Annotated in this window: 16 protein-coding genes; 15 read left to right on the top strand and 1 reads right to left on the bottom strand. The window is 32.7% G+C overall.

Annotated elements, in window-relative coordinates; translation table 11 throughout:
- The first annotated feature begins 64 nt into the window (after positions 1-64).
- Positions 65-937 carry a MerR family transcriptional regulator gene (locus tag Q4487_RS14130; protein ID WP_303544801.1) on the top strand — a complete coding sequence of 291 codons (873 nt, stop codon included), beginning with the start codon at positions 65-67 and terminating at the stop codon, positions 935-937.
- A 199-nt stretch (positions 938-1,136) separates the two neighbouring features.
- Positions 1,137-2,459, top strand: a complete 1,323-nt coding sequence (locus Q4487_RS14135; RefSeq protein WP_303544804.1) for a Gfo/Idh/MocA family protein — start codon at positions 1,137-1,139, stop codon at positions 2,457-2,459.
- Between the two features lie 19 nt (positions 2,460-2,478).
- Here the strand turns inward: Q4487_RS14135 and Q4487_RS14140 are convergent, their stop codons facing one another.
- Positions 2,479-3,348, bottom strand: a complete 870-nt coding sequence (locus tag Q4487_RS14140; protein WP_303544808.1) for an AraC family transcriptional regulator — start codon at positions 3,346-3,348, stop codon at positions 2,479-2,481.
- Between the two features lie 224 nt (positions 3,349-3,572).
- Here Q4487_RS14140 and Q4487_RS14145 point away from each other — a divergent pair, with 224 nt between their 5' ends.
- The 13 genes from Q4487_RS14145 to Q4487_RS14205 all read left to right on the top strand — a co-directional run bounded on the left by Q4487_RS14145 (position 3,573) and on the right by Q4487_RS14205 (position 26,456).
- Positions 3,573-6,827 (top strand): DUF1553 domain-containing protein, encoded by a 3,255-nt coding sequence (locus Q4487_RS14145; RefSeq protein WP_303544811.1) that lies wholly within the window; start codon positions 3,573-3,575, stop codon positions 6,825-6,827.
- A gap of 25 nt (positions 6,828-6,852) precedes the next feature.
- Positions 6,853-8,367, top strand: coding sequence for a DUF1501 domain-containing protein (locus tag Q4487_RS14150; protein ID WP_100895197.1), 1,515 nt, complete (start codon positions 6,853-6,855; stop codon positions 8,365-8,367).
- Between the two features lie 13 nt (positions 8,368-8,380).
- A complete protein-coding gene (locus tag Q4487_RS14155) occupies positions 8,381-9,487 on the top strand; it encodes a 6-bladed beta-propeller (protein ID WP_303544814.1) in 1,107 nt (368 codons plus the stop codon).
- Between the two features lie 16 nt (positions 9,488-9,503).
- On the top strand, positions 9,504-10,892 hold the full coding sequence (locus Q4487_RS14160; protein WP_303544816.1) for a c-type cytochrome domain-containing protein: 1,389 nt from the start codon (positions 9,504-9,506) through the stop codon (positions 10,890-10,892).
- Positions 10,893-10,914: 22 nt separating this feature from the next.
- Positions 10,915-12,405, top strand: a complete 1,491-nt coding sequence (locus Q4487_RS14165) for an alpha-L-fucosidase (protein ID WP_303544818.1) — start codon at positions 10,915-10,917, stop codon at positions 12,403-12,405.
- A 289-nt stretch (positions 12,406-12,694) separates the two neighbouring features.
- Positions 12,695-15,835, top strand: a complete 3,141-nt coding sequence (locus Q4487_RS14170) for a TonB-dependent receptor (RefSeq protein WP_303571899.1) — start codon at positions 12,695-12,697, stop codon at positions 15,833-15,835.
- A 17-nt stretch (positions 15,836-15,852) separates the two neighbouring features.
- Positions 15,853-17,655: a RagB/SusD family nutrient uptake outer membrane protein gene (locus tag Q4487_RS14175; protein ID WP_303544824.1), complete on the top strand. Its 1,803-nt coding sequence runs from the start codon at positions 15,853-15,855 to the stop codon at positions 17,653-17,655.
- 11 nt (positions 17,656-17,666) lie between these two features.
- The gene (locus Q4487_RS14180; RefSeq protein ID WP_303544826.1) at positions 17,667-19,223 is read left to right on the top strand and encodes a hypothetical protein; all 1,557 of its coding nucleotides are present in this window, start codon (positions 17,667-17,669) and stop codon (positions 19,221-19,223) included.
- A gap of 144 nt (positions 19,224-19,367) precedes the next feature.
- A complete protein-coding gene (locus Q4487_RS14185) occupies positions 19,368-20,357 on the top strand; it encodes a beta-agarase (protein ID WP_303544829.1) in 990 nt (329 codons plus the stop codon).
- Between the two features lie 122 nt (positions 20,358-20,479).
- The gene (locus Q4487_RS14190) at positions 20,480-22,141 is read left to right on the top strand and encodes a sulfatase (RefSeq protein ID WP_303544832.1); all 1,662 of its coding nucleotides are present in this window, start codon (positions 20,480-20,482) and stop codon (positions 22,139-22,141) included.
- A 34-nt stretch (positions 22,142-22,175) separates the two neighbouring features.
- Entirely contained in the window at positions 22,176-23,801 is a 1,626-nt protein-coding gene (locus tag Q4487_RS14195; RefSeq protein ID WP_100895205.1) for a DUF5060 domain-containing protein, read from the top strand.
- A gap of 114 nt (positions 23,802-23,915) precedes the next feature.
- A complete protein-coding gene (locus Q4487_RS14200; RefSeq protein WP_100895206.1) occupies positions 23,916-25,460 on the top strand; it encodes an alpha-L-fucosidase in 1,545 nt (514 codons plus the stop codon).
- Between the two features lie 138 nt (positions 25,461-25,598).
- Positions 25,599-26,456, top strand: coding sequence for a DUF1080 domain-containing protein (locus Q4487_RS14205; protein WP_303544838.1), 858 nt, complete (start codon positions 25,599-25,601; stop codon positions 26,454-26,456).
- Positions 26,457-26,585 lie beyond the last annotated feature (129 nt).

Below are 26,585 nucleotides of genomic sequence, written 5' to 3' on the forward strand. Positions count from 1 at the left end.
ATTAGACAAAATTAAGTTTGATTCTTTTTTTAAGTTATTTTTGCAACTAGAAAATTTAGTTGAAATGGGTAGTTATTCAATGTCTCAGGTTGCTACACTAACCGGAATTAATGCACATACCTTACGTAAGTGGGAGAGTAGGTATAATTTTGTGCAGCCAGAGCGTACAGATACAAATATTAGATATTACACAGATGAGTTGTTACGTAAATTACTTAACGTTAGTATTTTACAACGCAATGGTTTTAAGGTGTCTAAAATTGACAAAATGTCTAATGAGGAGCTACACGCTAATGTAACCGAGGTGTTATTAAAACCCATTGAGGGTGATGTACTAACTGCTCTTATGTTGTGTTTGTTAGAGATGAACGAAAGAGAATTTGTTAAAATACTAGACGGGCACATATTAAACAAAGGCTTATTACAAACAGTTTCTGATTTAATTTACCCTTTTTTAAACCAAATAGGTGTTTTGTGGGGAATAGATAAGGTGATGCCTGCACAAGAGCATTTTGTGTCTAACTTAATTAGACAAAAAGTAATTGCTGGTATAGATAATTTATCATTAGCAGAGGAAGACGCATCTAAAATAGTATTATTTTTACCAGAGAATGAACACCATGAAATAGGATTATTGTTAGCACAATATATAGCTAAAGATTTAGGATGGAATGTGTATTATTTGGGACAACATGTGCCTATTGAAAATTTAGAATCTGTACAAGAAATAGTAAAACCAGATTTGTTACTTACCATGTTTATAACAACAATTCCAGATAAAGTAAAAGATAAAATTGAGGCTATATTAAAGCAGACAACAGCACATTTATTAGTTGCTGGAAACCCTATTAATTTAAAAGAAAAATATTTTGAAGGGAAAACAACTTACGTGTCAAATCCAACAGAACTTATTGCTATTTTACAAGAAAGAAAATAAAAAGATCTAAAAATAAATTACAATCCGAAAGCTTAGCGTTTTCGGATTTTTTTTGTCTTTTTTTTTAAAATTAACCATTTATGGCACTATTTTAAACACTACTATTACTAGACAAAGTATAGTATAGGTAATTTTATTGGTATAATTTTTTAATTTTAAAAAGTAACCCTTTTTAATCAAACTAAAAACAACCTATATAATGAAAGACTTAAAAAGTACTAAAAAGCCAGTAACAGATCCTAAAATATCTAGAAGAGGTTTTATAACCAAAACCGCCTTGGCCACGGGAGCCGTAACTATACTACCAAGACATATTTTTGGTAGAGGATTTGTTGCACCTAGTGATAGAATTAATTTAGGATTTATTGGTTTAGGAAAACAAAGTAGAGGGTTAGCAAAGAATTTTGTTGGAGCAACAAACTCTCAAATTGTTGCTGCTTGTGATGTATGGTCAACAAAAAACGAGTGGTTTAAAGGGGCTGTAAATGCAATATATGCAGAAAAAAGAAAACAGAATAATTACAATGGAGTTACAACTTATACAAATTACAACGAGTTACTAGACCGTAAAGATGTAGATGCTGTTGTAATTGCAACTCCAGATCATTGGCATGCAATACAGGCAATAGATGCAATGAAAGCTGGTAAAGATGTGTATTGTGAAAAACCATTAACACATAACATTAATGAAGGTATAGATTTAGTTAAAACAGTAAAAAAGACAAATAAAATATTACAAACAGGTAGTATGCAACGCTCGGGTAAAAACTTTAGACGAGCTTGTGAGTTGGTAAGAAACGGATATTTAGGAGACATAAAACAAGTTCTTGTAAATGTTGGTGACCCTGCAGTACCTTATAATTTACAGCCAGAGACATTACCAGCAGAGGTAAACTGGAACAAGTGGTGTGGCCCAGCACCTTTATTAGGCTATAATCATAGGTTGGCACCATCTCGTAATGATGTAGATTTTTGGCCAGATTGGAGACTTTATGAAGAAGTTGGTGGAGGTATATTGTGTGACTGGGGAGCTCATATGTTTGATATTGTTCAGTGGGCTTTAGGTATGGATAGGTCTGGGCCTGTAAAGTATGTTCCGCCTACAGATAAAAAAGCAGTTAAAGGTTTAAAAATGTATTATGATAATGGTGTAGAAATGATACATGAAGATTTTGGTAGAGGATGGGGAGTTCGTTTTATTGGGTCTAAAGGAACTATGGATATTAGCCGTAGTTATTTTGAAACTACACCTAAAAATTTGGTAAGTGCAGAGCTTACAGCCTCAGATATTAAACTGTATAATACAGAAGGAAACCATTATCAAGATTGGATTTCATCTATTAAAAACAGAACACAGCCAATATGTGATGCAGAAACAGGTCACCGTTCAGCAACGGTTTGTAACATTGCAAATATTGCCTATAACTTAGGCAGACCATTAGATTGGGATCCTGTTAAAGAAAAGTTCTTAGGAGATAACCAGGCAAACAAAATGCGAGGCAGAAAAGAACGTAAATTTTAATAAAAAATAAGTTTTACCTTTAAATATTCACCTGCTCCTTTCTAAAAGAAGCAGGTGTTTTTTCTGTATGCTTTTTAAATGACCTAGAGAAATAAGATACATTTTCAAAACCAACTTTTTGTGCTATTTCCTCTAAAGAGTCTTTTGTTGTTAGTAATAGCAATTGTGCGCGTTCAATTCTTTTAGATTGTATGTATTTATTAGGTCTTAATCCATAAGTATTTAAAAATAATTTAGAAAAGTAATCTGTACTGTAGTGGCAAGTATTAGCAAGTTCTTCAATAGTAATGGGTAGGTGTAGATTTTTATTAATGTAATTTAAAATCTGATTTAAATTAGAATTAGATAAATTAATTTCTTTGGGGAGTTTTTTATTAGTTATAAAATTAGATAATAAGGTTGTTAAAATTCCTTGTGTTTCTAAAAACTCTTGAGTACTTAAATTCTCATTTTGTTTAATAAAATCTTGTAGTGTAGGTCTATTATCGTATGTTTTTGGGTCACTATTTTTAATTTCTCTGTTAGCATTTAATATAGTTAACCTTTTAAAGTAATATAGACCTTGCTCACTTGCTTTAATTTCGTATTCAAAATTTTTAAAATTATATATAGATAAGCCACTATTAATTTCTTCTAAAAAACTAATATAATATTGTTCATGATAATCATCACAGATATACCTAGCATACGTAAAACTAGGTATTAAATACATGTATCCTGGTTTTAAGTGGTATACATTATCGTTATGGTATACTCTAGCAGTTCCTTTAGTAATGTAATACATTCTTGTAAAAGGGCTAATAACGTTGTCAAAATCCCATGAAGTACCTAGTTTGGCATACCCTGTATTAAGTAAGGTTAACCTTAAAGATTGTAGAATTTCTATCATAATTAGTTTTTGCTTTTTTAAAATAGCTGATTATGTATTTTTTATAAACTAGACTCTTATCTAGACAAACAGCTTACACCACTACTAAAATATAAAATATTAATAGATTATAATACTAGATAAAAACTCAACATAACGGAAAAGTATATTTTATAGACTGATTTGGTCATTTATATAGAGGTAAGTTATTTTATTTTTGATTCGTTATTAAATTATCAATTTTTATGTTAAAAATTAAGATACCGTTAATTTTAGGATTTATTTTTTTATTAATCTGTTCTTGTGGAGGTCCAGACCTACCAGAACTGGTTGCGGTTGAATATGATAAACTACCAGAGAAAGTAGATTTTAATGAACATGTAAAACCAATTTTGTCTGATAAGTGCTACTTATGCCACGGTCCAGATAAAGGAAATATTAAAGGTGGTTTACAATTACATGATGCAAGTTTTGCATATGCAGAGTTGCCAGAGTCTCCAGGGAAATTTGCAATTACACCAGGTAATTTAAAAAAGAGTGAGTTTTTTCATCGTATAATGTCTGATGATCCAGATTTAATAATGCCAGCACCAAGCTCACATTTAACACTAACAGATTATGAAAAAGCAGTTTTAATTAGGTGGATAGAAGAAGGAGCAGAGTATAAAAAACATTGGGCTTTTTTAACCCCAGAGAAACATAAAATTCCTAAGATAGAAAATAAAGACTTAGGTGGTAATGAAATAGATAATTTTGTGTTAGCAAAATTAAAAGAAGTAAACTTAACACCATCCAAAAAAGCAGATAAAGAAATATTATTACGTAGGGCTTCTTTTGATTTAATTGGCTTACCACCAACACAACAAGAAATAACAGACTTTTTAAAAGACAATTCTTCTAATGCTTTTGAAAAACAAATAGATAGGCTATTGGCGTCTCCTCATTTTGGAGAACAAATGACATTAGATTGGATGGATGTTTCCCGATATGCAGACACGCACGGTTATAGTAATGATAAATACAGAGATACCTCGCCGTGGAGAGACTGGGTTATTAAATCTTTTAATGAAAATATGCCATATGATGAGTTTTTAACTTGGCAATTGGCAGGAGATCTATTTAAAAATCCAACCAGAGAGCAAAAATTAGCTACTGCTTTTAATAGGTTGCATCCACAAAATTTAGAAGGTGGTATTATAGATGAAGAATTTAGATCTGAGTACGTTGCAGATAGGACTGCAACAGTAACACAAGGTATGTTGGGATTATCTTATGCATGTGCTAAATGTCATGATCATAAATATGACCCTATTTCTCAAAAAAACTATTACGAAATGTATAGCTTTTTTAATAATGTAGATGAAACCGGACTAATACCTTGGGATTTAGCAACTCCTGTTCCTGCAATGATGCTACCAACTAAAGAACAAGAAGGTGTAATAGCTTATTTAGAAAAAATTGTTAACGATGCAGAAGAAAAAGTAAAAACCACTAAAAAAGTTGAGGTTAGCAAAGCAGATAAATGGCTTGCTACCAATGCGTATAAAAAAGTGCCGTTAACTGCAAAACCTAAAGGATTAATTGCTTCTTTTAATTTTGATAATAAAAAAATAATAAATGCAGTTGGTGGTAACGGAAAAAATAATATTAGAATGCGTCAGCAATTTGTTGATAATGAAAAACCAGTATTTGCAGAAGGAGCTAGTGGAGATGGCCTTGTAATGAATGGCGATACTTGGTTAGATTTAGATAAAATAGGTATTTTTCAAAGAAACCAACCTTTTAGCATAGGTATAAAAGTGTTTATTCCAAGAGAACTAAAAGATGGGGTAATTTTTCATAAAATGAATAGCCCTGAGTTGCATAGTTTTAGAGGGTATCATTTAAAAATAAAGGATAATAAGTTAGAAGCTTTACTAGCACATGTATATCCAGATAATGCAATTGTTGTAGAGTCATTAAACAATGTTCCTAAAGATAAATGGGTGCAGTTAACTATGACATATGATGGTTCTAGTAAAGCAAAAGGAGTAGCTATTTATGTAGACGGGGAAAAGCAACAAACTAAAGCTGTTTTTGATAATTTGTATAAAGACATCATTTTTCATGAAATAAGGTTGTATGGCCCTAAAAGTGAAAAATTAGAACCTGGTTTACGTATAGGTGCAGTCTGGAGAGGAAAGGGTATTAAAGATGCTATTATTGATGACTTTTTAGTTTTTAACAAAGAGTTAAGTGAAATAGAAGTAATGCAAATTGCAAATCCTGATGCTTTAGAGAACATTAAAGAAAAAAGTGTTGAAAATTTATCTGATAAGGAAAAACAAAAGTTTATAGAGTATTATTTATCAGCCAACTCATTAGCCTATAATAATGTTCTTAAAAAGTTAGAAAAAGATAGGCTAGCTTTAGTAGATAGTATTGATCCTATTAAGCAAATTATGGTTATGAAAGAGAGTAAGCATAATAGGCAAACCTACATTCTAGATCGTGGAAATTATGATTCGCCAACAGATTCTGTTTTTCCAAATGTGCCCGAGGATATTTTTGCTTGGAAAAAAGAGTGGCCAAAAAATAGACTTGGCTTAGCCAAATGGATAACGGATAAAGACAACCCGCTTACTTCTAGAGTTACTGTTAATAGATATTGGCAAAACCTTTTTGGGAATGGTCTTGTAGTTAGTTCAGAAGATTTTGGTAATCAAGGTAATTTACCAACTCATCCTAAATTATTAGACTGGTTAGCAATTCGTTTTACAGAATCTGGATGGGATGTTAAAGCGTTATTAAAAACAATAATGATGTCTAATACATACCAACAAAGCTCTGTAATAAGTAAAGAGCTTTTAGCTGTAGACGTAGATAATAAATGGTTGTCTCGTGGTCCGTCAACAAGACTTTCAGGAGAAATGCTGCGCGATAATGCGTTGTATGCTTCTGGTTTATTAAATGAAAAAGTAGGTGGAGAAAGTGTAAAACCATACCAGCCAGAGGGTTTATGGGAGGTAAATGGAGATACATATACACAAGATGGAGAAGAAGGCTTGTATAGGCGAAGTATGTATACCATTTGGAAAAGAACAGTACCTAACCCAACCATTGCAACTTTTGATGCTCCTACAAGAGATTTATGTTCATCTAGAAGGCAAAAAACAAATACACCTTTGCAGGCATTAGTAATTTTAAATGACCCTACATATATAGAAGCTTCAAGGGTTTTAGGTAAGTTGATGTCTAAGGAAAAAGATATAACTTCTGGTATTAATATGGCATTTATAAGATTAACCGGTAGAAACGCAACAAAAAAGGAATTAAGCTTACTACAAAAATTACAAGAAAATGAATATCAAAAATTTAGTAGCAACACTGCCAAAACTTTAGGTTGGTTAAATACAGGAGCTTTTAAGTTAAATGAGAATGATAATAAAGCATTAATTGCAGCAAATGCAGTAGTAGCAAGTACTATTATGAATGCAGATGCTACCATAACAAAAAGATAAATATTAACCTTAAAAGAATAAGAATATGTGTAATAATCATCACCATAAATTAAGGTCTAATAATAAAGATTTACAAGAAATTGAAAAGCAAGTAGACCGTAGAGACTTTTTAAAGAAAACATCTTTAGGAATAGGTGCTTTAGCATTGGGTAGCTTATTGGGTGCAGATAAAATGTTTGCTTCTTTAAATAAAAATAGCACTCCAGAAGAAATATTAAGTACCTACAACAAAAACAGATTAGGTTTGCCACACCATTTGCCAAAGGCAAAGAGAATCATTTATCTGTTTCAGAGTGGAGGCCCTTCACAAATGGATTTGTTTGATTATAAACCAAAACTGTCAGATATGTTTGGTAAAGAGTTGCCAGACTCTATTATGAGTGGTCAACGCTTAACAGGTATGAGTGGTAATCAAAGTACATTGCCCATTGCACCTTCTACATTTAATTTTAAACAATACGGAGAGTCTAGAGCGTGGGTTAGTGACGCTATGCCTTATTTGTCTGAAGTTGTAGACGACTTATGTTTTATAAAAGGGATGCAAACAGATCAAATAAACCATACGCCTGCTATTACTTTTATGCAAACGGGTAACCAATTACCTGGCAGACCATCTATTGGTTCATGGCTAAGTTATGGTCTAGGATCAGACAATGAAAACCTGCCTACATTTATAACTTTGGTTTCTAAAAACGGAAAAGGACAGCCTTTAAAATCTAGTTTATGGGGTAATGGCTTTTTACCAACAGAGCACCAAGGTGTACAGTTTAGATCTGGTAAAGATCCTGTGTTGTATTTAAGCGATCCAGAAAATTACGATGGTAAAGATCGTAGACATATGTTAGATTATTTGGGTGATTTAAATGATTTACAAAAAGATGCTTACGGCGACCCAGAAATACAAGCAAGAATGTCTCAGTATGAAATGGCTTTTAAAATGCAAACTTCAGTACCAGAAGTTTCAGATTTATCAGACGAGTCAGACAGTACTTTTGAAATGTATGGTAAAGATAGTAGAGATCCAGGGACGTATGCAGCAAACTGTTTAATGGCAAGGAAACTGTTAGAAAAAGGAGTAAAGTTTGTGCAGTTGTATCACCAAGGATGGGATCAGCATAACTATTGTCCAGGAGGAGTTAAAAGTCAGTCTAAAAAAACAGACCAACCAACAGCAGCTCTAATAAAAGATTTAAAACAACGCGGAATGTTAGATGATACGTTGGTAGTATGGGGAGGCGAGTTTGGCCGTACAGTATATTCTCAAGGGCAATTAACAAAAGAAAATTATGGTAGAGACCACCACCCAAAAGCATTTACAATGTGGATGGCAGGTGCTGGTGTAAAACCAGGTTTTTCATACGGAGAAACAGATGATTTTAGTTACAACGTAGTAAAAGATCCTGTGCATGTACATGATTTTCACGCAACACTTTTACACTTATTTGGTGTAGACCATGAACGTTTAACATTTAAGCATCAGGGCAGACGCTATCGTTTAACAGACGTGCACGGTAATGTTGTTAAAGACCTATTAACTTAAACCAAACAAAAAAATGTCAACCAGAAGAAATTTTATAAGAAACACAGCTATAGCAAGTGCCGTAGTTGCAGCTACACCTACTATGGGTTTTTCAATACTTAAAAAAAGTAAACCAGAGCAAACTATTTTAGGTCACGGAGATTATACCTATAAAGTGCATAATAATTGGGCACAGATAAGTGCAGTGCACAACCCATTGCTTAACTGCCATGAAATGGAAATGGATAGTAAAGGTAGACTTATAATGATTGGTGACCATACCAAAAATAATATTGTAATTTTTGATAAGTCTGGTAAGGTTTTAGATGCTTGGGGAACAGCTTATCCGGGTGGTCATGGGCTTACTATATCTAATGAAGGTGGTGAAGATTTTCTTTTTTTAGCAGATTCTGGTTGGTACTTAAACAAAACAGGAAAATGGATAAAGCACAATGGTAGAATAACAAAAACGACTACAGATGGTAAAGTTCTTTTTGATATTGGTCACCCGCAAACTATAGGTGTATATGAGCCAGGTGAAAATTTTTGTCCTACAGAAATAGCCATAGGTCCTAACGGAGATATTTATGTAGCAGATGGGTACGGACAAGATTATATTTTACAATACAATTACAAAGGAGAGTTTATTAGGCGTTGGGGAGGTCATAACAACACCAATACAGATTATAATTTGCAAAATGCACATGGTGTAGCTATAGATTATAGAGATAAAAACAAACCAATGGTGGTTTGTACATCTAGGAACGAGCAGTGTTTTAAATGGTTTACCTTAAATGGTGTATATGTTAAAACATTAAAACTACCTAATATGCAGGTGTGCAGACCTGTTTTTGATGATACTAATTTATATGCTGGTGTATGCTGGTCACAACCAAAAGTTGGTAAAACTAATTGGAAAGATCACACTGGTTTTGTTACTATTTTAGAGAACGATAAAGTAGTTTCTAATCCTGGAGGCACAGAGCCAGAATACATAAAAGGAGAACTTCAAAAATCATATCAACTAAAAAACAAACCAATTTTACACGGTCATGATGTGTGTGTAGACGAAGATAAAAACCTCTACATATGTCAATGGAATGCAAATAAAACGGCTCCAATAAAATTAGAGCGCGTTTAAAAATTAAAAAATAAAAATGGAAAATAGTGTCCCAGATTTTGTATTGTTTTTAGGTAGATTTCATCCGCTTGTGGTGCATTTGCCTATTGGTTTTTTATTATTTGCCTTTTTACTTGAGGTTTTTAGTAGAGTTAAAAAAAATCCTGTTTTAACAGCAGGTATACCGTTAGCATTACTTCTTGGAGGAATAAGTGCTTTGGTAGCTTGTATTTTAGGGTATATGTTATCATTAAGTGGAGATTATGATGAAAATGCTTTAGATGCTCACTTTTGGTTTGGAGTAGCAACAACAGCATTGGCTTTTTTAGCTTGGTTAATTAGGATTGAAAAAATAAAATTATCAAACTATAAAAAAATACAACCCAATATAGCAGCACTTACGTTGCTTGTTATTGTTATAAGTGTAACGGGTCATTATGGAGGTAACCTTACCCATGGAAGTGATTATTTGGTAAAATATGCACCATTTAATACCAATGAAAAAACAGAATTAGCAGCAGTTACTAAGGTAGAAGATGCTGAGGTTTATGGCCATTTAGTAGCACCAATTTTAGAGAATAAATGTATTAGTTGTCATAACGATAGTAAAAAAAAGGGAGGATTATCTTTGGTAGATAGTTTGTCTATGCACAGCGGTGGTAAAAATGGGGCTATTTTGGTTCCGGGTAATGCAGATGCGTCTGAGTTGGTAAAAAGGGTTTTATTGGATCCTCACAGTGAAGATTTTATGCCACCAGAAGGCAAAACTCCTTTAACTGAAGAAGAAATAGCAATTGTAACATACTGGATAAATAGTTCTAATGCAGGTTTTAAAACTAAAGTTGCAAATGTAAAAACCCCAGATAATATTACAGCAATAGCAAGTACAATGCTAGGTTTTAGTGCTGCTACTAATAATACAGAGACTTTACCAACGGTAGGTAAAGTTAGTAGTGAGTTAATATCTAGTATAGAAAAAGAAGGTTTTAAAATTAGAGAACTGGTTTTTGAGTCTAATTTGTTTGAAGTAGTATTGGCCCCAAATACAGTAGTTGCCGGACAAGAAAATGAGTTGAAAGAAAAACTAGAAAAGCTACTACCAATTAAAGAGAATATAATATGGCTATCTTTAGAAAATAATCAAGTAACAGACGAAAGTGTTAAGATTATAAGTGAAATTACTAATATCCAAAAACTGAAACTCAGTGGTAACCCAATATCAGATAATGCTATTACTCATCTTTTAGAATTAAAAAATATGACCAGTGTAAACTTATTTGGTACTAAAATTACCTCTAAAAGCTTAGAGATATTTTCTAAAATGGAAAATTTAAAATTTGCTTATGTTTGGCAAACTAGTATAGAACAGAAAGATTTAGAAAAATATGACGCAGCAGAAATCCCTAAAATAGTTATAGGACTATAACACCAAGGAATTGCAACCTACTATGAAAAAAATAATATTACTAAGTGCTTATTTGGTTTTACTACTTATGGGGTGTACGTCTCAGAAAATAAAAACTGAGCTTCCAAAAACTACTCATAAATATACTGCAGATTGGGAATCACTACAAAAATATAAGGTTCCAGAGTGGTACAAAGATTTAAAATTTGGAATATATTTTCATTGGGGACCATACACTGTACCTGCATATATGAATGAATGGTACTCTAGATGGATGTACGTAGATGGACATCCGATAAATAAATATCATAAAAAAACATATGGTAGCTTAGATGCTTTTGGTTATAAAGACTTTATACCAATGTTTAAAGCAGAAAAGTTTAATGCAGATGCTTGGGCAGATTTATTTGTAAATGCAGGCGCACAATTTGCAGGGCCAATTGCAGAACACGCAGATGGTTTTGCAATGTGGGATAGTAAGTTAACCACTTGGGATGCCAAAGATAAAGGTCCAAAAATAGATGTTGTTGGGGCTATGGAAAAAGCCATAAAAACACGTGGTTTAAAATTTATAACAACTTATCACCGCCACTGGTTATATGCCTGGTACCCAACTTGGGATAAAAATACAGATGCTTATACTACCAATTTTAGTGGTTTATACGGACCAAAAGTTCCTAAAGGAACTTTTGTAATGGCAAATAAACCAACAAATCCGTTACCAGATAATGATTTTAATAAAGAGTGGTTAAATAGGTTAACAGAGTTAACAACTAAATACGATCCGGACATTGTATGGTTTGATAATAAAATGGACATTATTGATGAAGATTATAGAAAACAATTTTTAGCAAACTTTTATAACCAAGGATTAAAAAATAACAAGGAAGTTGTTGTAACCTATAAATTTAAAGATTTAGCAGTAGGCTCTGCAGTATTAGATTTAGAACGCTCTAGAATGAGTGATAAAAAAGATTTTACCTGGCTAACAGATGACTCTATAGATTGGAAATCTTGGAGTAATGTTCAAAATCCTAATTACAAAACAACCAACAGACTTGTAGATTTTTTAGTTGATGTGGTGAGTAAAAATGGTGCAGTCTTATTAAATATTACACCAACAGCAGAAGGAGAAATTCCTGCAGAGGTTAAAGAACGTTTGTTACAAATGGGAGTTTGGTTAAAAGTTAACGGAGAAGCTATATATGGTACAAGAACTTGGGATATATATGGCGAAGGGCCTGCAGAAGTTGTAGAGGGACACTTAAGTGAACATAAAAATAAAGACAATACAGAAAAAGACATTCGTTTTACAACAAAAGACGATGTATTATACGCTACAGTTTTGGATTGGCCAAAGGATGAGGTTGTTATAAAATCTTTATCAAATAAAAATCAAAAAATAAAACAGATACAACTTTTAGGTAGCACAGAAGATATTAGTTGGGAGCAAACGGCAATGGGTTTGGTAATACAGCCATTAAAAAACAAAGTAGGTAACTATGCCTTTGTTTACAAAATAGAATTCTATTAAAAAAAAACTCACTTTTTACAAAAACCACTATTAATTCTACTTAAGTTTTATGGTGGTTTTTTGTTAGATTATCAATTTAAATAAAAATTAACTTAATTTTTTTAAATTGACATTCTAAGTCTTGTTTTATTATCAAAATAATATAATATCAACCATTTTGCTACCTTCAGGACGTTTTAGTTAACACTTTTTTAAGATTTTATACATATGTTTTACTTAAAAAAACATTTGTTACTACGCTTAAAGTAAATAAAATCAACATTTGTGTAACTAAACTTAAAAAACAATTATGGAAATGAAATTCAATTTACTTGTTAAGTCTAGACATAAAGCTTTTTTAACTATTCTTTTTTTTGTTATAGGCTTTGGTTTGGTTCAAGCGCAAACAAAAACCGTAAAAGGTAGTGTTACCGGAGACGGTGAACCGCTTTTAGGAGTAAGTGTGGTTGTTAAAGGAACTACTAATGGTGTAGTTACAGATTTTGATGGCAATTACGAAATAAAGGCAGAACCTAATAGTGTACTAATATTTAGCTACATAGGTTATTTAGCACAAGAACTTAAAGTAGGTTCAAAAACCACCATTAACGTTGCTATGAAAGAAGACATAGAGGCGTTAAAAGAAGTGGTAGTTATTGGCTATGGTGTACAAAAGAAAAGAGAAGTAACAGGAGCTGTTGCACAAGTACAGGCAGAAGATATAGAAAAAATATCTACATCAGACGTTGGTAGTGCACTGCAAGGGCAAATTGCAGGTGTAAATGTAACCTCTAGTAGTGGACAACCTGGATCAGATGCTGTAATACTTATTCGTGGTATTAACTCTGTTTTTGGAAGTAATTCACCATTGTATGTTGTAGATGGTATACCACAAGATGGTAACCCGCAATTAAGTGTAGCAGAGATAGAGACAATAGATGTACTTAAAGATGCAGCTTCTGCCGCAATTTATGGTACAAGAGGTTCTGCTGGTGTAATTTTAATTACAACAAAATCTGGTAAAGTTGGTAAAATGGATATTGGTATTACCAGCTATATGGGAGCACAAGATATAGTATCTAGTGTGCCTTTAATGAATTTTGAAGATTCTATGTACAGTCAGTTTGTAAGGTTAAATAATATTAACGGCACTTTTCCCAATAACTCTTTTACAACACTAGAGCAAAACCGTTATGATTTTACCAATAACACTAACTTAATGGATATTCTTCAGAATGATATGGCTTTAATTCAAAATCATAATCTTAATATCTCTGGAGGTAAAGAAGGATTACGCTTTAATGTATCTGTAAATTATTTTGATCAAGAAGGTTCTTTAATCAACTCAGGTCTAGAAAGATTAAATGTAAGAGCAAATACAACATACAAAAAGGGCAAATGGACATTTACAACTGGTATAGGTTTAAGAACTGATGAGCAAGAGTATACACCATGGCAAATACTATTAGATGGGTATAGGTACAAACCTTATCAACAGCTTATAGACCCTAGTGCACCAACGGTAGATGATAGTGCAGGTGCACCAAATAGTAATGACGCAACTAACTTAAGTTTTTTAATGTCAAAGCTTAAGCAGTCTGATGTTAGAAATGGAGATAATTTTGATGCTCGTATGCAAATAGATCATCAACTACTTTCTAGTGTAAAACTTACAACAAGAGCTTCAATAAGCAGAACTAACAATACACGTGTTAGAATTAATCCTTTATTTACAGCATATTCTGTAGAGGGAGATTTAATTCCTCAACAAGTAAGATCTGGTGTGTATAACCAAAGTGATAGATCTACTAGTGCAACTATAGATGGTATAGCAACTTTTAATAAAACATATGGAGACCACCATGTAACTTTAGTAGGAGCATTAAGTGCAGAAAAATACACTTACGATTCTTTCTTTGCTCAAAAGTTTGATCTTTTTAATAATGAAGTTACCAACTTAAATGGTGCAACGTTAGATGCTAATGTAGGAACGGGTAATGGTTATGGGCAAGATAGAACCAATACGTTAATTGGTATGCTTGGACGTTTACAGTATGATTATAAAGGTAAATATTTAATAAGTGCCAGTTTAAGGCGAGATGGTACTAGTCGTTTTTCTGAAGAAAATAGATGGATATATGCCCCTTCTGCATCTGCAGCTTGGATTGTATCAGACGAAGAAGGATGGGATAAAGTTTTTGGAAAAACTTTCAATTTCTTTAAAATGAGATTTAGTTATGGTACAACTGGTAACCAAAGTATTTTAGATTATAGTACAGCACCAACTATAGGGTTAGGACATGATTATGTTTTTGGTACGGGATCAGATCAGGTATTGGTTTTAGGAGCTATACAAGAAGCATTTAAAAACCCTAAAGCAAAATGGGAGAAGAAAATAGAGAAGAACTTTGGTATGGAGTTCGGTTTCTTTAATAATAAACTTACCCTAACTAGTGAGGTTTATGACGGGTCTAGAACAAATATGCTGTTTCCTGTTATTTTGCCACCAACTGTTGGTGGAGGTAACAACTCTAGCGTAATATTAAATGTTGGCGATATGCGTAACTATGGTACAGAATGGAGTGCTAGTTACAAACACAAAGGAAAGTTTAGTTGGAACGTTTCAGCTAACTATTCTAAAAATGAAAATAGAATTACAAGAATGAGTGATTCTAATAAGTTTTCATTTTTAGGAGGTAGTCAAGTAGCTCCAGGTTTACCAGGAGAAGATTTAGTAACAGCTCTTAGAGAAGGGTATGAAGCTGGTGCATTCTTTTTAGTAGAAACAGATGGACTGGTAACAACACAAGCAGAACTAGATGAGTACAGACAGTTAGACCCTACTGCAAATTTAGGAGATCTTAGGTATGTAGATCAGCCAACAGTAGATACAAATAACGACGGTATAGCCGATGCTGGAGATGGAGAAATTACATTAGATGATAGAGTATATAAAGGTAGTGGAGCTCCAGAGTATGAGTTAGGTTTAAACCTAAATGCTAACTATAAAAATATAGATTTTTCTATGAATTGGTATGCAGCAATAGGAGGAGAAATTATTAATGGTAGTAAAGCATACGCATATAAGCAAGGTACGCACCAAGACTTAGTTCATCAATGGACACTTTCAAATCCAACTTCAACTGTTCCTGCAGATAGAGGCAGAGATCATTTTAATTATAGAGGATATACAGATTACTGGCTGCAAGACGGAAGTTTTGGAAGATTAAGAAATGTAACTCTAGGGTATACTTTACCTAAAAAATTAAATGATAAGCTTAATATTAATAAATTAAGATTTTACATAGCAGCAGATAACCTATTAACTATTACAGGTTATGATGGTTTTGATCCAGAAATTGGAAATGACGGATTAAGTACTCGTGGTATTGATGCAGGTGTTTATCCAATAAGCACACAGTACAGAGCTGGTATTGAATTTAAATTTTAATAAAAAAAGAACTAGAAATGAAAAAATTAATAGTTAACAAAATAGCTGTTGCTTTACTGTGTGTTATATGCAGTACAGCATGTTCAGATGATTATTTAGAAGAAACCAATCCTAATGAGCTATCTACAGGTAGTTTCTGGAAAAATAATGTAGATCTTAATGGAGGTTTAACTGCTGTATATAACGCTTTTAAAAATACAAGTATTTTTAATGTAGTATCAGACAATCATAGATCAGATATGAGTTGGCCAGGATTTGGTAGGCCAAACACGCAAAATTCATTTTATCTGCAAACTTTTAATGATGCAGAAAATGATATTAGAAATAAATGGTCTGCAACTTATACTGTTATTTTTAGATCAAACCAAGTTATCTCAAACGGAGAAAGGTTAATAGCAACCTATAAGGACCAAGATAAAATAGATTTTGCAACACAAATTATTGCTCAAGCTAAATTTTTTAGAGGCATATCTTACAGTTACTTATACAATATGTATAATCAAGGTAGTGTTCCAATTTTTGATTTTGTTCCAGAAGCAGAAAGTGATTTTTACCAACCATTAAGCTCTGCAAGTGAGGTTAAAGCTTTTTACTTAGCAGACTTAGAATTTGCGTATGAAAATTTACCTCCAGTCTGGGATGGTAACTCTAATGTTGGTCGTGTAACCGCAGCTGCAGCAGCGGCAGAACTAGGAAGAAGTTATTTGTATGAAGAAGATTATACAACAGCAGAAGTTTATTTTAACGATATTATAACTAACGGAGAATACGGTAGAGCCCTTGTAGATAACATAGGAGATAATTTTTCTGAAGCAGGTGAGTTTAATTCAGAATCTATTTTAGAGGTTAGCTACTCTATTAACTTTAAATCAGAGTTAAACCCTTATGATAGTCAAAACGTATCTAATATTTTAAGTAGAATATTTGCACCAGGAAATTTAGGAGGTTATAGAGCTTCTATGCCAAGTGCATGGTTGCAATTGGCTTATAAAAATGAGGAATTAGATATGAGTGACCCAAGAAATTTTGTCCCTTGTGAAGACGGTGAAGAAGGTTGTGATCCTGTTACTTTAATGAGACCAAGGTCTTACTCACTGCGTGCATCTTATTCTATTGCGGTGGTAGATGATATGGATACTCCTTATTACGGAGGTTTATCTACAGCAGACGCAACTGTATTTAATAATAAAGAAACAGCTTATTTTAGAAAATACACAAATTGGGCAACTGTAAATACAGAGAGTGATATTGTACCTAATACACGTTCTGGCTTAAACATACGTTTGGTACGTTTAGCAGATGTTTATTTAATGTTGGCAGAGTGTTTAATTAAAGGAGGTACAAATGACGCAGGAGTAGAACAGGCTATGGCTTTAGTAAACGAGGTAAGACACCGTTCTGCCTTAAAACTAATAGGCCCTAATGGTTCTGGTACATATCCAGGAGCAGATCATGATGATATTGCGTATGATGCAAAAACTTTAATGGAGCATTTAATGTATGTAGAAAGACCATTAGAGTTATCTGAAGAAGGACATGCAACTCGTTTCTTAGATTTAAGACGTTGGGGAGTTCTAAAAGAACGTTTCCAAGATCTAAGTCAAAGAAGATATTGGGCAGATAATTATCCTTTTATAGACAAAGAAGGTAAACCTTTAACAAGATGGGGTTCTATATTAAAAGAAGGAGAAAGTCCTATTGCTAATGGTTTTACATTTATAGATTACGCACAAGCTGCAGTAAATTATAATGAGAGTGTACACGGATATTATCCTATACCAAATAGTGAAGTTACTGCTAATCCAAATTTGAATAACTAAAAAAAGATATTATGAATAATAGATTAATTTTAATAGCATTAATTATATCGCTTATCACAGCGTGTAATAGTGATGATTATGATGCTCCTAATTCGTTCTCAGATGTATCTTGGTATACAAGTGGTTTTAGAGATACTATAGTTAGTGTTAGTGTAAATGATTTTGCTTCATTTTCAGATTTATCTCAAGGAGAAATATCACATAAATGGACAATAGAGCAAGGAAGTGCTTTTTTAAAAGGGCCAATAACCCGTAAAGATTCTATTTATGATGAGTTTATTATTAAGCCACAGTCTTTAGAAAGTAAAGATAAAACAGTACATGTTTTATTTACAGAAGGTGGTTTAAAAAAGGTAAATCTTTATAATGAGTTTAAAGAATACGTAGAATTTAAAGGGGCAGATGGTTTTGTTTTTCCAGCAAAAGAAGTAGGTAACAAATGGGTTATAGATACTACTTTTGTGGTAGATGTTTATGATACCATTGTACCGCAAATACTAATTCGTCAAAACGGCGTAGTTGTTCCTCATGAGTTAGAGAGTGATGTAATTACCGTAGAAGCAGGGTCAGAATTAGAGTTTGTAGATGTTACCACTATTGGTCGTCCTAATACAAGGTCATGGCAAATAGGAGATATCACAAGCACAGATTCGCTTGCAGTTGTACAATTAAATCAATTAGGATCTTTTAAAGCATCTTTAAATATTAGTAGGCAAGGAGAAACTATACCTGCAGATTATGACAGATATAATATTGCAGCTACAATAAATGTGGTGCCATCATCATTACCTTTTGAGGTTGCTGGTGATTTGGTAGAGTTAGAAAACCAAACTATACAAATACCATATAATGGAGAATTTAAACCTTTTGCAGATCAGAAATCCTTTTTTACTGTAAATGTAAATGGCTCACCTTTTACAATTTCAACAATTAGTTTAAACTCTTCTAATGCTACTATTTTAGAAATAAAACTACAGGATCCAATATACAGATCTGATGATATTACAATTTCTTATGATGGTAATGGAACTTTAGAGTCTACAGATACTCGTATACCAGCAGCGTTTACAGATTTGCCTGTTCAAATGTACCAACATGAAGCAGTACGTTATGACATTGAAGATGGTGGAGTAAACTGGACAACTAAAGATGATAATTTACCAACTACAACTGTAGCGCCATCAACAGAACAAGCTGCTAGTGGTCAATACAGTATAAAAGTAGATGCAGCACAATCTGGTGCTTGGTCTGGGTTTCATAATATTGTAGACCAATATTCATTAACAGCAGGGGTAACTTATCAGTTAGAATATAAAATATATAAGCAAGCCGGTGCAGTAATAAATATGAATGGACCTTGGATACAGAAAGACGGAGAAACTGCATTTCAGTTTTGGAATAACGTAGTTGCCACAGCGGCAGAAGATACTTGGGTTACTGTAAGTCCTGCTCAAAGGTTTACTGCAGGTACTACAGCTAGTGATTATGAAATATATTTAAGACACAATGGTATGGGTGTTATATATTTTGATGATATTAGAATTATGGAAGTAGATGAAAGACCATAAAAAATAATTTATTAAAAATAAGGCTCTACTCTACAAAGTAGGGCCTTTTTTATGCTTAAAAAAGGGCGTTGTCTATTTTTTGTACAGTTTTTTTTTGTGTAAAAACCATAAGCATTCTACAATTTTGGCTAAAACTAATTTACAATGATAAAATTTAAAGCAACAATACTCTTCTTATTTTTTTATGTGGTTTCATGTAGCAATAGCAGCTCTATAGATAAAGCAGAAGATGAGCAGGTAGTAGAAAATCCAGATAAACCCGTAGAAGAAGCTGAAGAAGAACCAGAAGTAACTTGGCAAACCATACCAGTACCTGCAGATGCAGGAGAGGGTAATGTTTGGGAGTTTCAAGAGACATCAGATAATTTTGATTATGAAGCACCTGCAGATAATAAAGGAGTAGATTTTGATGCTAAATGGACAGATTTTTACCATAACCAATGGGCAGGACCAGGATTAACTGAATGGAGAAGAGACCACTCTTTAGTAAAGGATGGTTACTTGCAAATGGTAGCTAGTAGGGTGCCAAACTCAAACAAAATTCATTTAGGTTGTATAACCTCAAAAGAACAAGTAATTTACCCAGTGTACATAGAGGCAAATGTAAAAATTGCAAATACTACATTAGCATCAGATGTTTGGCTTTTAAGCTCAGATGATACACAGGAGATAGATATTGTAGAGGCTTACGGAGCTAGTTACTCAGAGTTAGCACAGGCAGACCAAACTTGGTATGCAGAGCGTATTCATTTAAGCCATCATATGTTTATTAGAGAACCTTTTCAAGATTACCAACCAACAGATGCAGGTAGTTGGTACAAAGATGAGGTTGGTACGTTGTGGAGAGAAGATTTTTATAGAGTAGGTGTGTACTGGAGAGATCCTTTTCATTTAGAATATTATATAAACGGAAAATTGGTAAGAACAACTTCTGGTGAAGATATGATAGACCCTAATAATTTTGCAGAGGGCAAAGGTTTAAGCAAACCAATGGATATTATAATTAATGCAGAAGATCAAACATGGAGATCCGATAAAAACATTACACCATCTGATACAGAATTGGCTAATAAAGAAAACAATACTTTTAAAGTAGATTGGATTCGTATTTTTAAACCAGTTAAAGCAGATTAAATGTATTAATCATATGTTTTATTCATAAAATCATATGTTATTATTTATTACTAAAAAAAATGTAACTTTTGTAAAGCGCTTTAATTAGCGCTTTTATTTTATCAAACTAAAACCTACTAACAATGTTTAAAAAGCTATTTTGTTTTTCAATATTTATAGCAACTATTATTTCTTGTAGCGAAAAAGAAAAAATAGCTATAGAAACCAAAAAACCAAACATAATATATATTATGGCAGATGACCATACTTCACAAGCTTTTGGTATTTATAACAGTAGGTTGGCTAGTTTAAACCCAACACCTAACTTAGATAAAATTGCTAATGAAGGTATTATTTTTGATAATTGTTTTGTTACAAATTCTATTTGTACTCCAAGTAGAGCAACTATGATTACAGGACAATATAGTCAGGCAAATGGTGTACTAGATTTAGAAGGTCACATACCGCCAGAAAGGCAATATTTACCACAAGAAATGAAAAAGTTAGGGTATGAGGCTGCAGTGGTTGGCAAATGGCATTTAGAAGATGAGCCTGCTACTTTTGATTATTATGCGGTATTGCCAGGACAAGGTAAATACCATAATCCAGAATTTATAGTACAAGGAGACCAAGAGTGGCCAAAAAACAGAATACAAACAAAAGGACATTCTAGTGATAATATTACAGATTTAACTATTGCTTGGTTAAAAGATAAGCGAAACAAGGACAAACCATTTTTTTTAATGCATCATTACAAAGCACCTCATGACGATTTTGAGTATGCGCCTCGTTATAAAGATTATTTAGAAAACACATATATTCCAGAACCTGCAAGTTTATATGAAAATGGTAATAACGGTTCTATAGCTACCAGAGGGGCAAATGATTCTCTTTTGCGTGTAGTTGGCTCATCAGTATCTAAAAGAAATATTGTTAGGAGTATGGGAATGAGAATTTGGTCTGATGAGTACACAAAAATATCTAATCCAGAGTTTGATGCAGCAAAAAGTATTTCTTTGGATATTACAGATAAAGAATATACACATAAAACGTACCAAGAATACTTAAAAAGGTATCTACGTTGTGTAAAAGGGGTAGATGATAATGTAGCCAGGTTGGTTAAATTTTTAAAGGACGAAGGTTTGTATGATAATACCATAATTGTGTACACAGGTGACCAAGGTTTTATGCTGGGAGAACATGATTATATTGATAAAAGATGGATGTATGAAGAGTCTATGCGTATGCCATTTTTTGTACGTTATCCAGAAAAAATAAAGGCAGGTACCAGAACAGATGCTATAATTAACAATGCAGATTTTGCGCCTACTTTAATAGATTTGGCAGGCGGTACAGCTCCAGAACAAATGCAAGGAAATAGTTTTAAAACAATTTTAGAAACAGGTAAAGAGCCAAAAGGTTGGCAACAATCTACCTATTATAGGTATTGGATGCATATGGCACATGCACACGCAAATCCTGCTCACTTTGGTATTAGAACAAAACAATATAAACTAATATTCTTTTATGGTAAATATTGGGTAGACACCAAAGACCCTAACGCAACATGGAACAAAAAAAGTTGGGGTAATAAGTTTGATATGGATACACCAGCTGCTTGGGAGTTTTATGATTTAAGTAAAGATCCTAAAGAAATGAATAATGCCTATAATGACCCTGCCTATAAAGACATAATTAAAGAACTTAAAAAGCAGTTAAAAACCAAGCGTAAAAGTTTAAATGAGGAAGATGGTAGTAAGTTTCCGCACATACAAAAAGTGATAGATGAACACTGGAATGACTAATAATTAAAATGATGAACATACAAAAAACACTGTTATGCAAAATGTATTAAGGCTTTTAATAGTTGTTAGTTTGTTAACTTTTACAACAGCAACTGGTCAACTTAAAAAAGAAAACTATACGTATAACACTGTTTTTAATATTCCAAAGTGGGAGGTTTTAGATATTACATTTACAGTAAACAAAAAAATATCAACTCCTTATACCGCTAATTTTTATGCTGTTTTTACCCATACAAATGGTACTGTACAACAAGTACCTGGCTTTTACAATGGTAATAAAGAGTGGGTAATTAGATTTTCTAGCTCGTTAAAAGGTAATTGGAGTTTTACAACCAAAGGAGACATAAAACAAATAAGTAATAAAACAGGAAAGGTGTCTGTTTCTGATGCAGTAGGCAATAACCACGGAGGTATAATAGTGCATAAAAATGATCCTCAAAATTTTTATTATGAAGATGGTACTCCTTACTTTTTACTAGCTTTTGAGTGTGACTGGCTTTATGCTTTAGATTATCATGATAAAAATGGGACTCCAAAGACAAACCATCTTTTAGATCTTTTAAGTAAAAACGGATTTAACCAAGTGGTTATGAATGTGTTTTCTTATGATGTAAGTTGGAAAAAGGATGACAAGTTAAAAGAGTATCCAAAGCATGAATTTGGTGGTCCAAAAGATATTTTTCCTTTTTTAGGAAATAATGAAGCGCCTAATTATACATCTTTAAACCCTGATTTTTTTAAAAAACTAGACCGTACAATTAGTTTAATGCATGACAAGCGTATAGCAGCCCATTTAATGATTTATGTATGGAATAAACTAGTTGCTTGGCCAGATATGAATACAGCAGCAGATAATATGTATTTTGATTATGTGATAAAACGCTACCAAGCATTTCCTAATATTGTTTGGGATATATCTAAAGAAGCATTGTATTATGGCAGAGCAGATGAAGATTATATTCATGGAAGAATAGATAGGTTAAAAGCAAATGACAAATACAACAGGTTGGTGTCTGTACATGATTATAAATACTGTTCTAATTTTCCAGACAAGGTAGATTTTATTTCTTCCCAAAATTGGTCGCACAATATTTACAACAAAATGTTAGAGGCCAAAACAAAATTTAAAAACAAACCCATATTTAATATAGAACACGGGGGTTATGAAGAATCTCCGTATACTGTTTTTACAGGAGACTATACCAATGCAGAAACCTGTTTACGTCGTAATTATATGTGTTTGTTTGCAGGTGTTTATACAACGTATTACTGGCAAGGAACCTCATGGAATGTAATTATTTATAACCCTTTTGAGCAACCTAAAGAGTTTTATAGGCCAAAGTTTATATACTTTAATCATATGCAAAAACTGTTTAGTAAGTTTCAGTTTCATAAAATGAAACCAACTCCTTGGCACAACGGTAGTGGTTATAACTTAACAGATGATAAAGGCACTGTTTTGTTATATATACACAAAGAAAACTACGGCATAGATGCTGCATTTTTAAAAAAGAAAGAAGAAAGTAGAACCGTACAATGGTTTAATACATTGACAGGTGAGTTTACAAAAGAAATAATTATAGATAAACCGGGCAAATTCAGGTCTCCGTGGGCAGGAGAAGCAGATTGTATACTAATTTCTAGGCTTAAAAAGGTGTAAAAACTACGAATTAGACATTTGGTCTACTATAAAAAACATACGTTTTAATGCTTTTAGCAGGATAATTGGAATTTCGCTATAGATAATTAGAACAACCTTTAAGATCTATTGACTATGAAATATAGAAAATATAAAGTACTTAGCTTTTTTATTGTTTCCTTAGCTATTTTGTCTTGTGCAGACAAAAAGGAAAAGAAAGAAGTAGCCCAAGAAACAAAACCTGTTTACGAGGCAAATTGGGAATCTATAAAAAAGAATTACAAAGACCCAACTTGGTTTAATGAAAAGAAATTTGGAATTTTTATTCATTGGGGACCCTATTCTGTACCAGAATATTCATCAGAGTGGTACCCTCGTAAAATGTATATGGATACGGCTACTTTTTCTGCACAATTAAAACCAGGTCAAAAAGGTCCTTCAGATGTATATTTACATCATAAAAAAGAGTGGGGAGACCAAAAAGAATTTGGTTACAAAGACTTTATCCCTATGTTCAAGGGAGAAAATTTTAATGCAAACGAATGGATAGATTTGTTTAAAAAATCTGGAGCTAAATATGTAATTCCAGTAGCAGAACATCATGATGGTTTTGCAATGTATAAATCTAATGTTACTCGTTGGAATGCTGTAGATATGGGACCTAAAAGAGATATTTTAGGGGAATTATTTAAGGCAGGAAGACAAAAAGGGATGATTATGGGTGCATCTTCTCATTTTGCTTTTAATTGGTCATTTTTTAATAAAAAAGATCATTTTGATACTACAGATCCTGCGTATGCAGATTTATACTCTACTAAGGGTAAAAATTTAAAGGAGCCAGTATCTAAAGAATTTAAAGAAATATGGTGGGCAAGAACCAAAGATATTATAGATAGTTACCAACCAGATATTATGTGGTTCGATTTTTATTTAGATATTCCAGATTTTGCAGATCAAAGACCAAAATTAGCAGCCTATTACTATAATAAAGGAATAGAGTGGGGAAAAGAAGTTGTGTTACAAGACAAAAACTTTTCGCACGAAGCTTTTCCAGAGGGCACTGTTATTTATGACTTAGAACGAGGAAAACTTCCAGGTATAAGAAAATTGCCTTGGCAAACAGATACTTCTATAGGCAAAAACTCATGGAGTTATGTTTCTAACTGGGAGTCTAAAACAGCAAATCAGATAGTAGATGATTTGGTAGATATTGTTAGTAAAAATGGTAATCTTTTATTAAATGTTGGTCCAAAATCAGATGGTACTATACCAGAAGATCAAAAAGAAATATTATTACAAATAGGAGATTGGTTGGCAGTAAATGGAGAAGCTATTTATGATACCAAATATTGGAAAACATTTGGAGAAGGACCTACAGAAGTAAAAAAGGGTCATCACTCTGAAGGCAATAATAAAGACTTATCCTCTAAAGATATTAGGTTTACAACAAAAGAAAATAAGCTTTATGCTATTGTATTGGCTTGGCCTAAAGATGGTATTGTAACCATAGAGTCTTTAGCTAAAGAAGCTACTTATGCTAAGGATCTAAATATTACAAATGCAAGAGTATTGGGTAGTAAAGAAAAAATAAAGTGGAGCCAAGAAGAAGGTGGCTTAAAGGTTATTATGCCTAAAGAAAAACCAGGTGACTTTGCATACGTTATTGAGTTAGAAATGTAGTTAAATTGTTTGAAGTAAGAGAGAGCCAAGGTTTTATAACTATATAATCTTGGCTTTTTTAATTTTAAAAGTTTTTTTAGTATGATGATACAGTGTTTTAAAAAAGTAACTTTTTATGTATTGATAACAAGCATTTTTATGTGTTTGTTATTGAGTTGTAAAAGTGCAGATGTAACTAGAAATACTAATTCTTCAACTATTTATTTGTTTGATGAAAATTTATCTAATTGGGAAATTTGGATGGGTGCTGTTCACAAATCTGTAGATTTAGATGTAGAGAAGTTTACAGATGTAAAAACAGGCAAACCACTTGGGTTAAATAACGATCCAAAAAATGTGTTTTCAATCATAAAAGAAAATAATACTCCTGTTTTAAAAATTACAGGTGAAATTTATGGTGGTCTAACAACAAAAGAAGAGTATGGTAATTACCATTTAAGCGTGCAATTTAGATGGGGAGAAAAAAAGTGGGAGCCTAGGTTGTACACAAAGAGAGATAGCGGAATTTTATACCATGCTAAAGGTCCGCATGGTGCTTTTTGGAATGTTTGGATGTCTAGTTTAGAGTTTCAGGTGCAAGAAGGAGATTGTGGAGATTTTATTGCTTTAACAGATGTTTTTGGAGATGTGCCTGCAGAAAAAAAGTATACAAAAAACGGAAATTCATTTTTTGAGTATAACCCTAAAGCTAATTTGGTTCCATTAAAATGGGGTGCTGGTTTTGAGTCTGGTCAAGCAAGTAAATCTGGTTTATATGAAAAACCAAATGGTGAATGGAATACATTAGAAATTTATTGTTTAGGGGCAGAAAGTATACATCTTGTAAATGGTAAAGTTGTAAACAGGGTAAAAAATGCCCGTTATTTAAAAAATGGTATTGTTACACCTGTAACCCAAGGAAAAATACAAATACAGTCTGAAGCTGCAGAAGTATATTACAAAGATTTAAAAATTACAGCAATAACAAGCTTTCCGGGGGTTTATAAACAACAATAAATAGGTTAAACACATAAGTAGTAGTTTCTAAAACATATGTGCTTTTGTGTCTAGTTTGCAAGCAATAATTTTGGTAGAGTTGCAATGCCTGTATTTAAACAGTTTTAGTTAATAAAAACCTCTAGTTTA

Origin of the sequence: Cellulophaga sp. 3_MG-2023 (assembly GCF_030546975.1) — a bacterium.
Taxonomy (GTDB): Bacteria; Bacteroidota; Bacteroidia; order Flavobacteriales; family Flavobacteriaceae; genus Cellulophaga.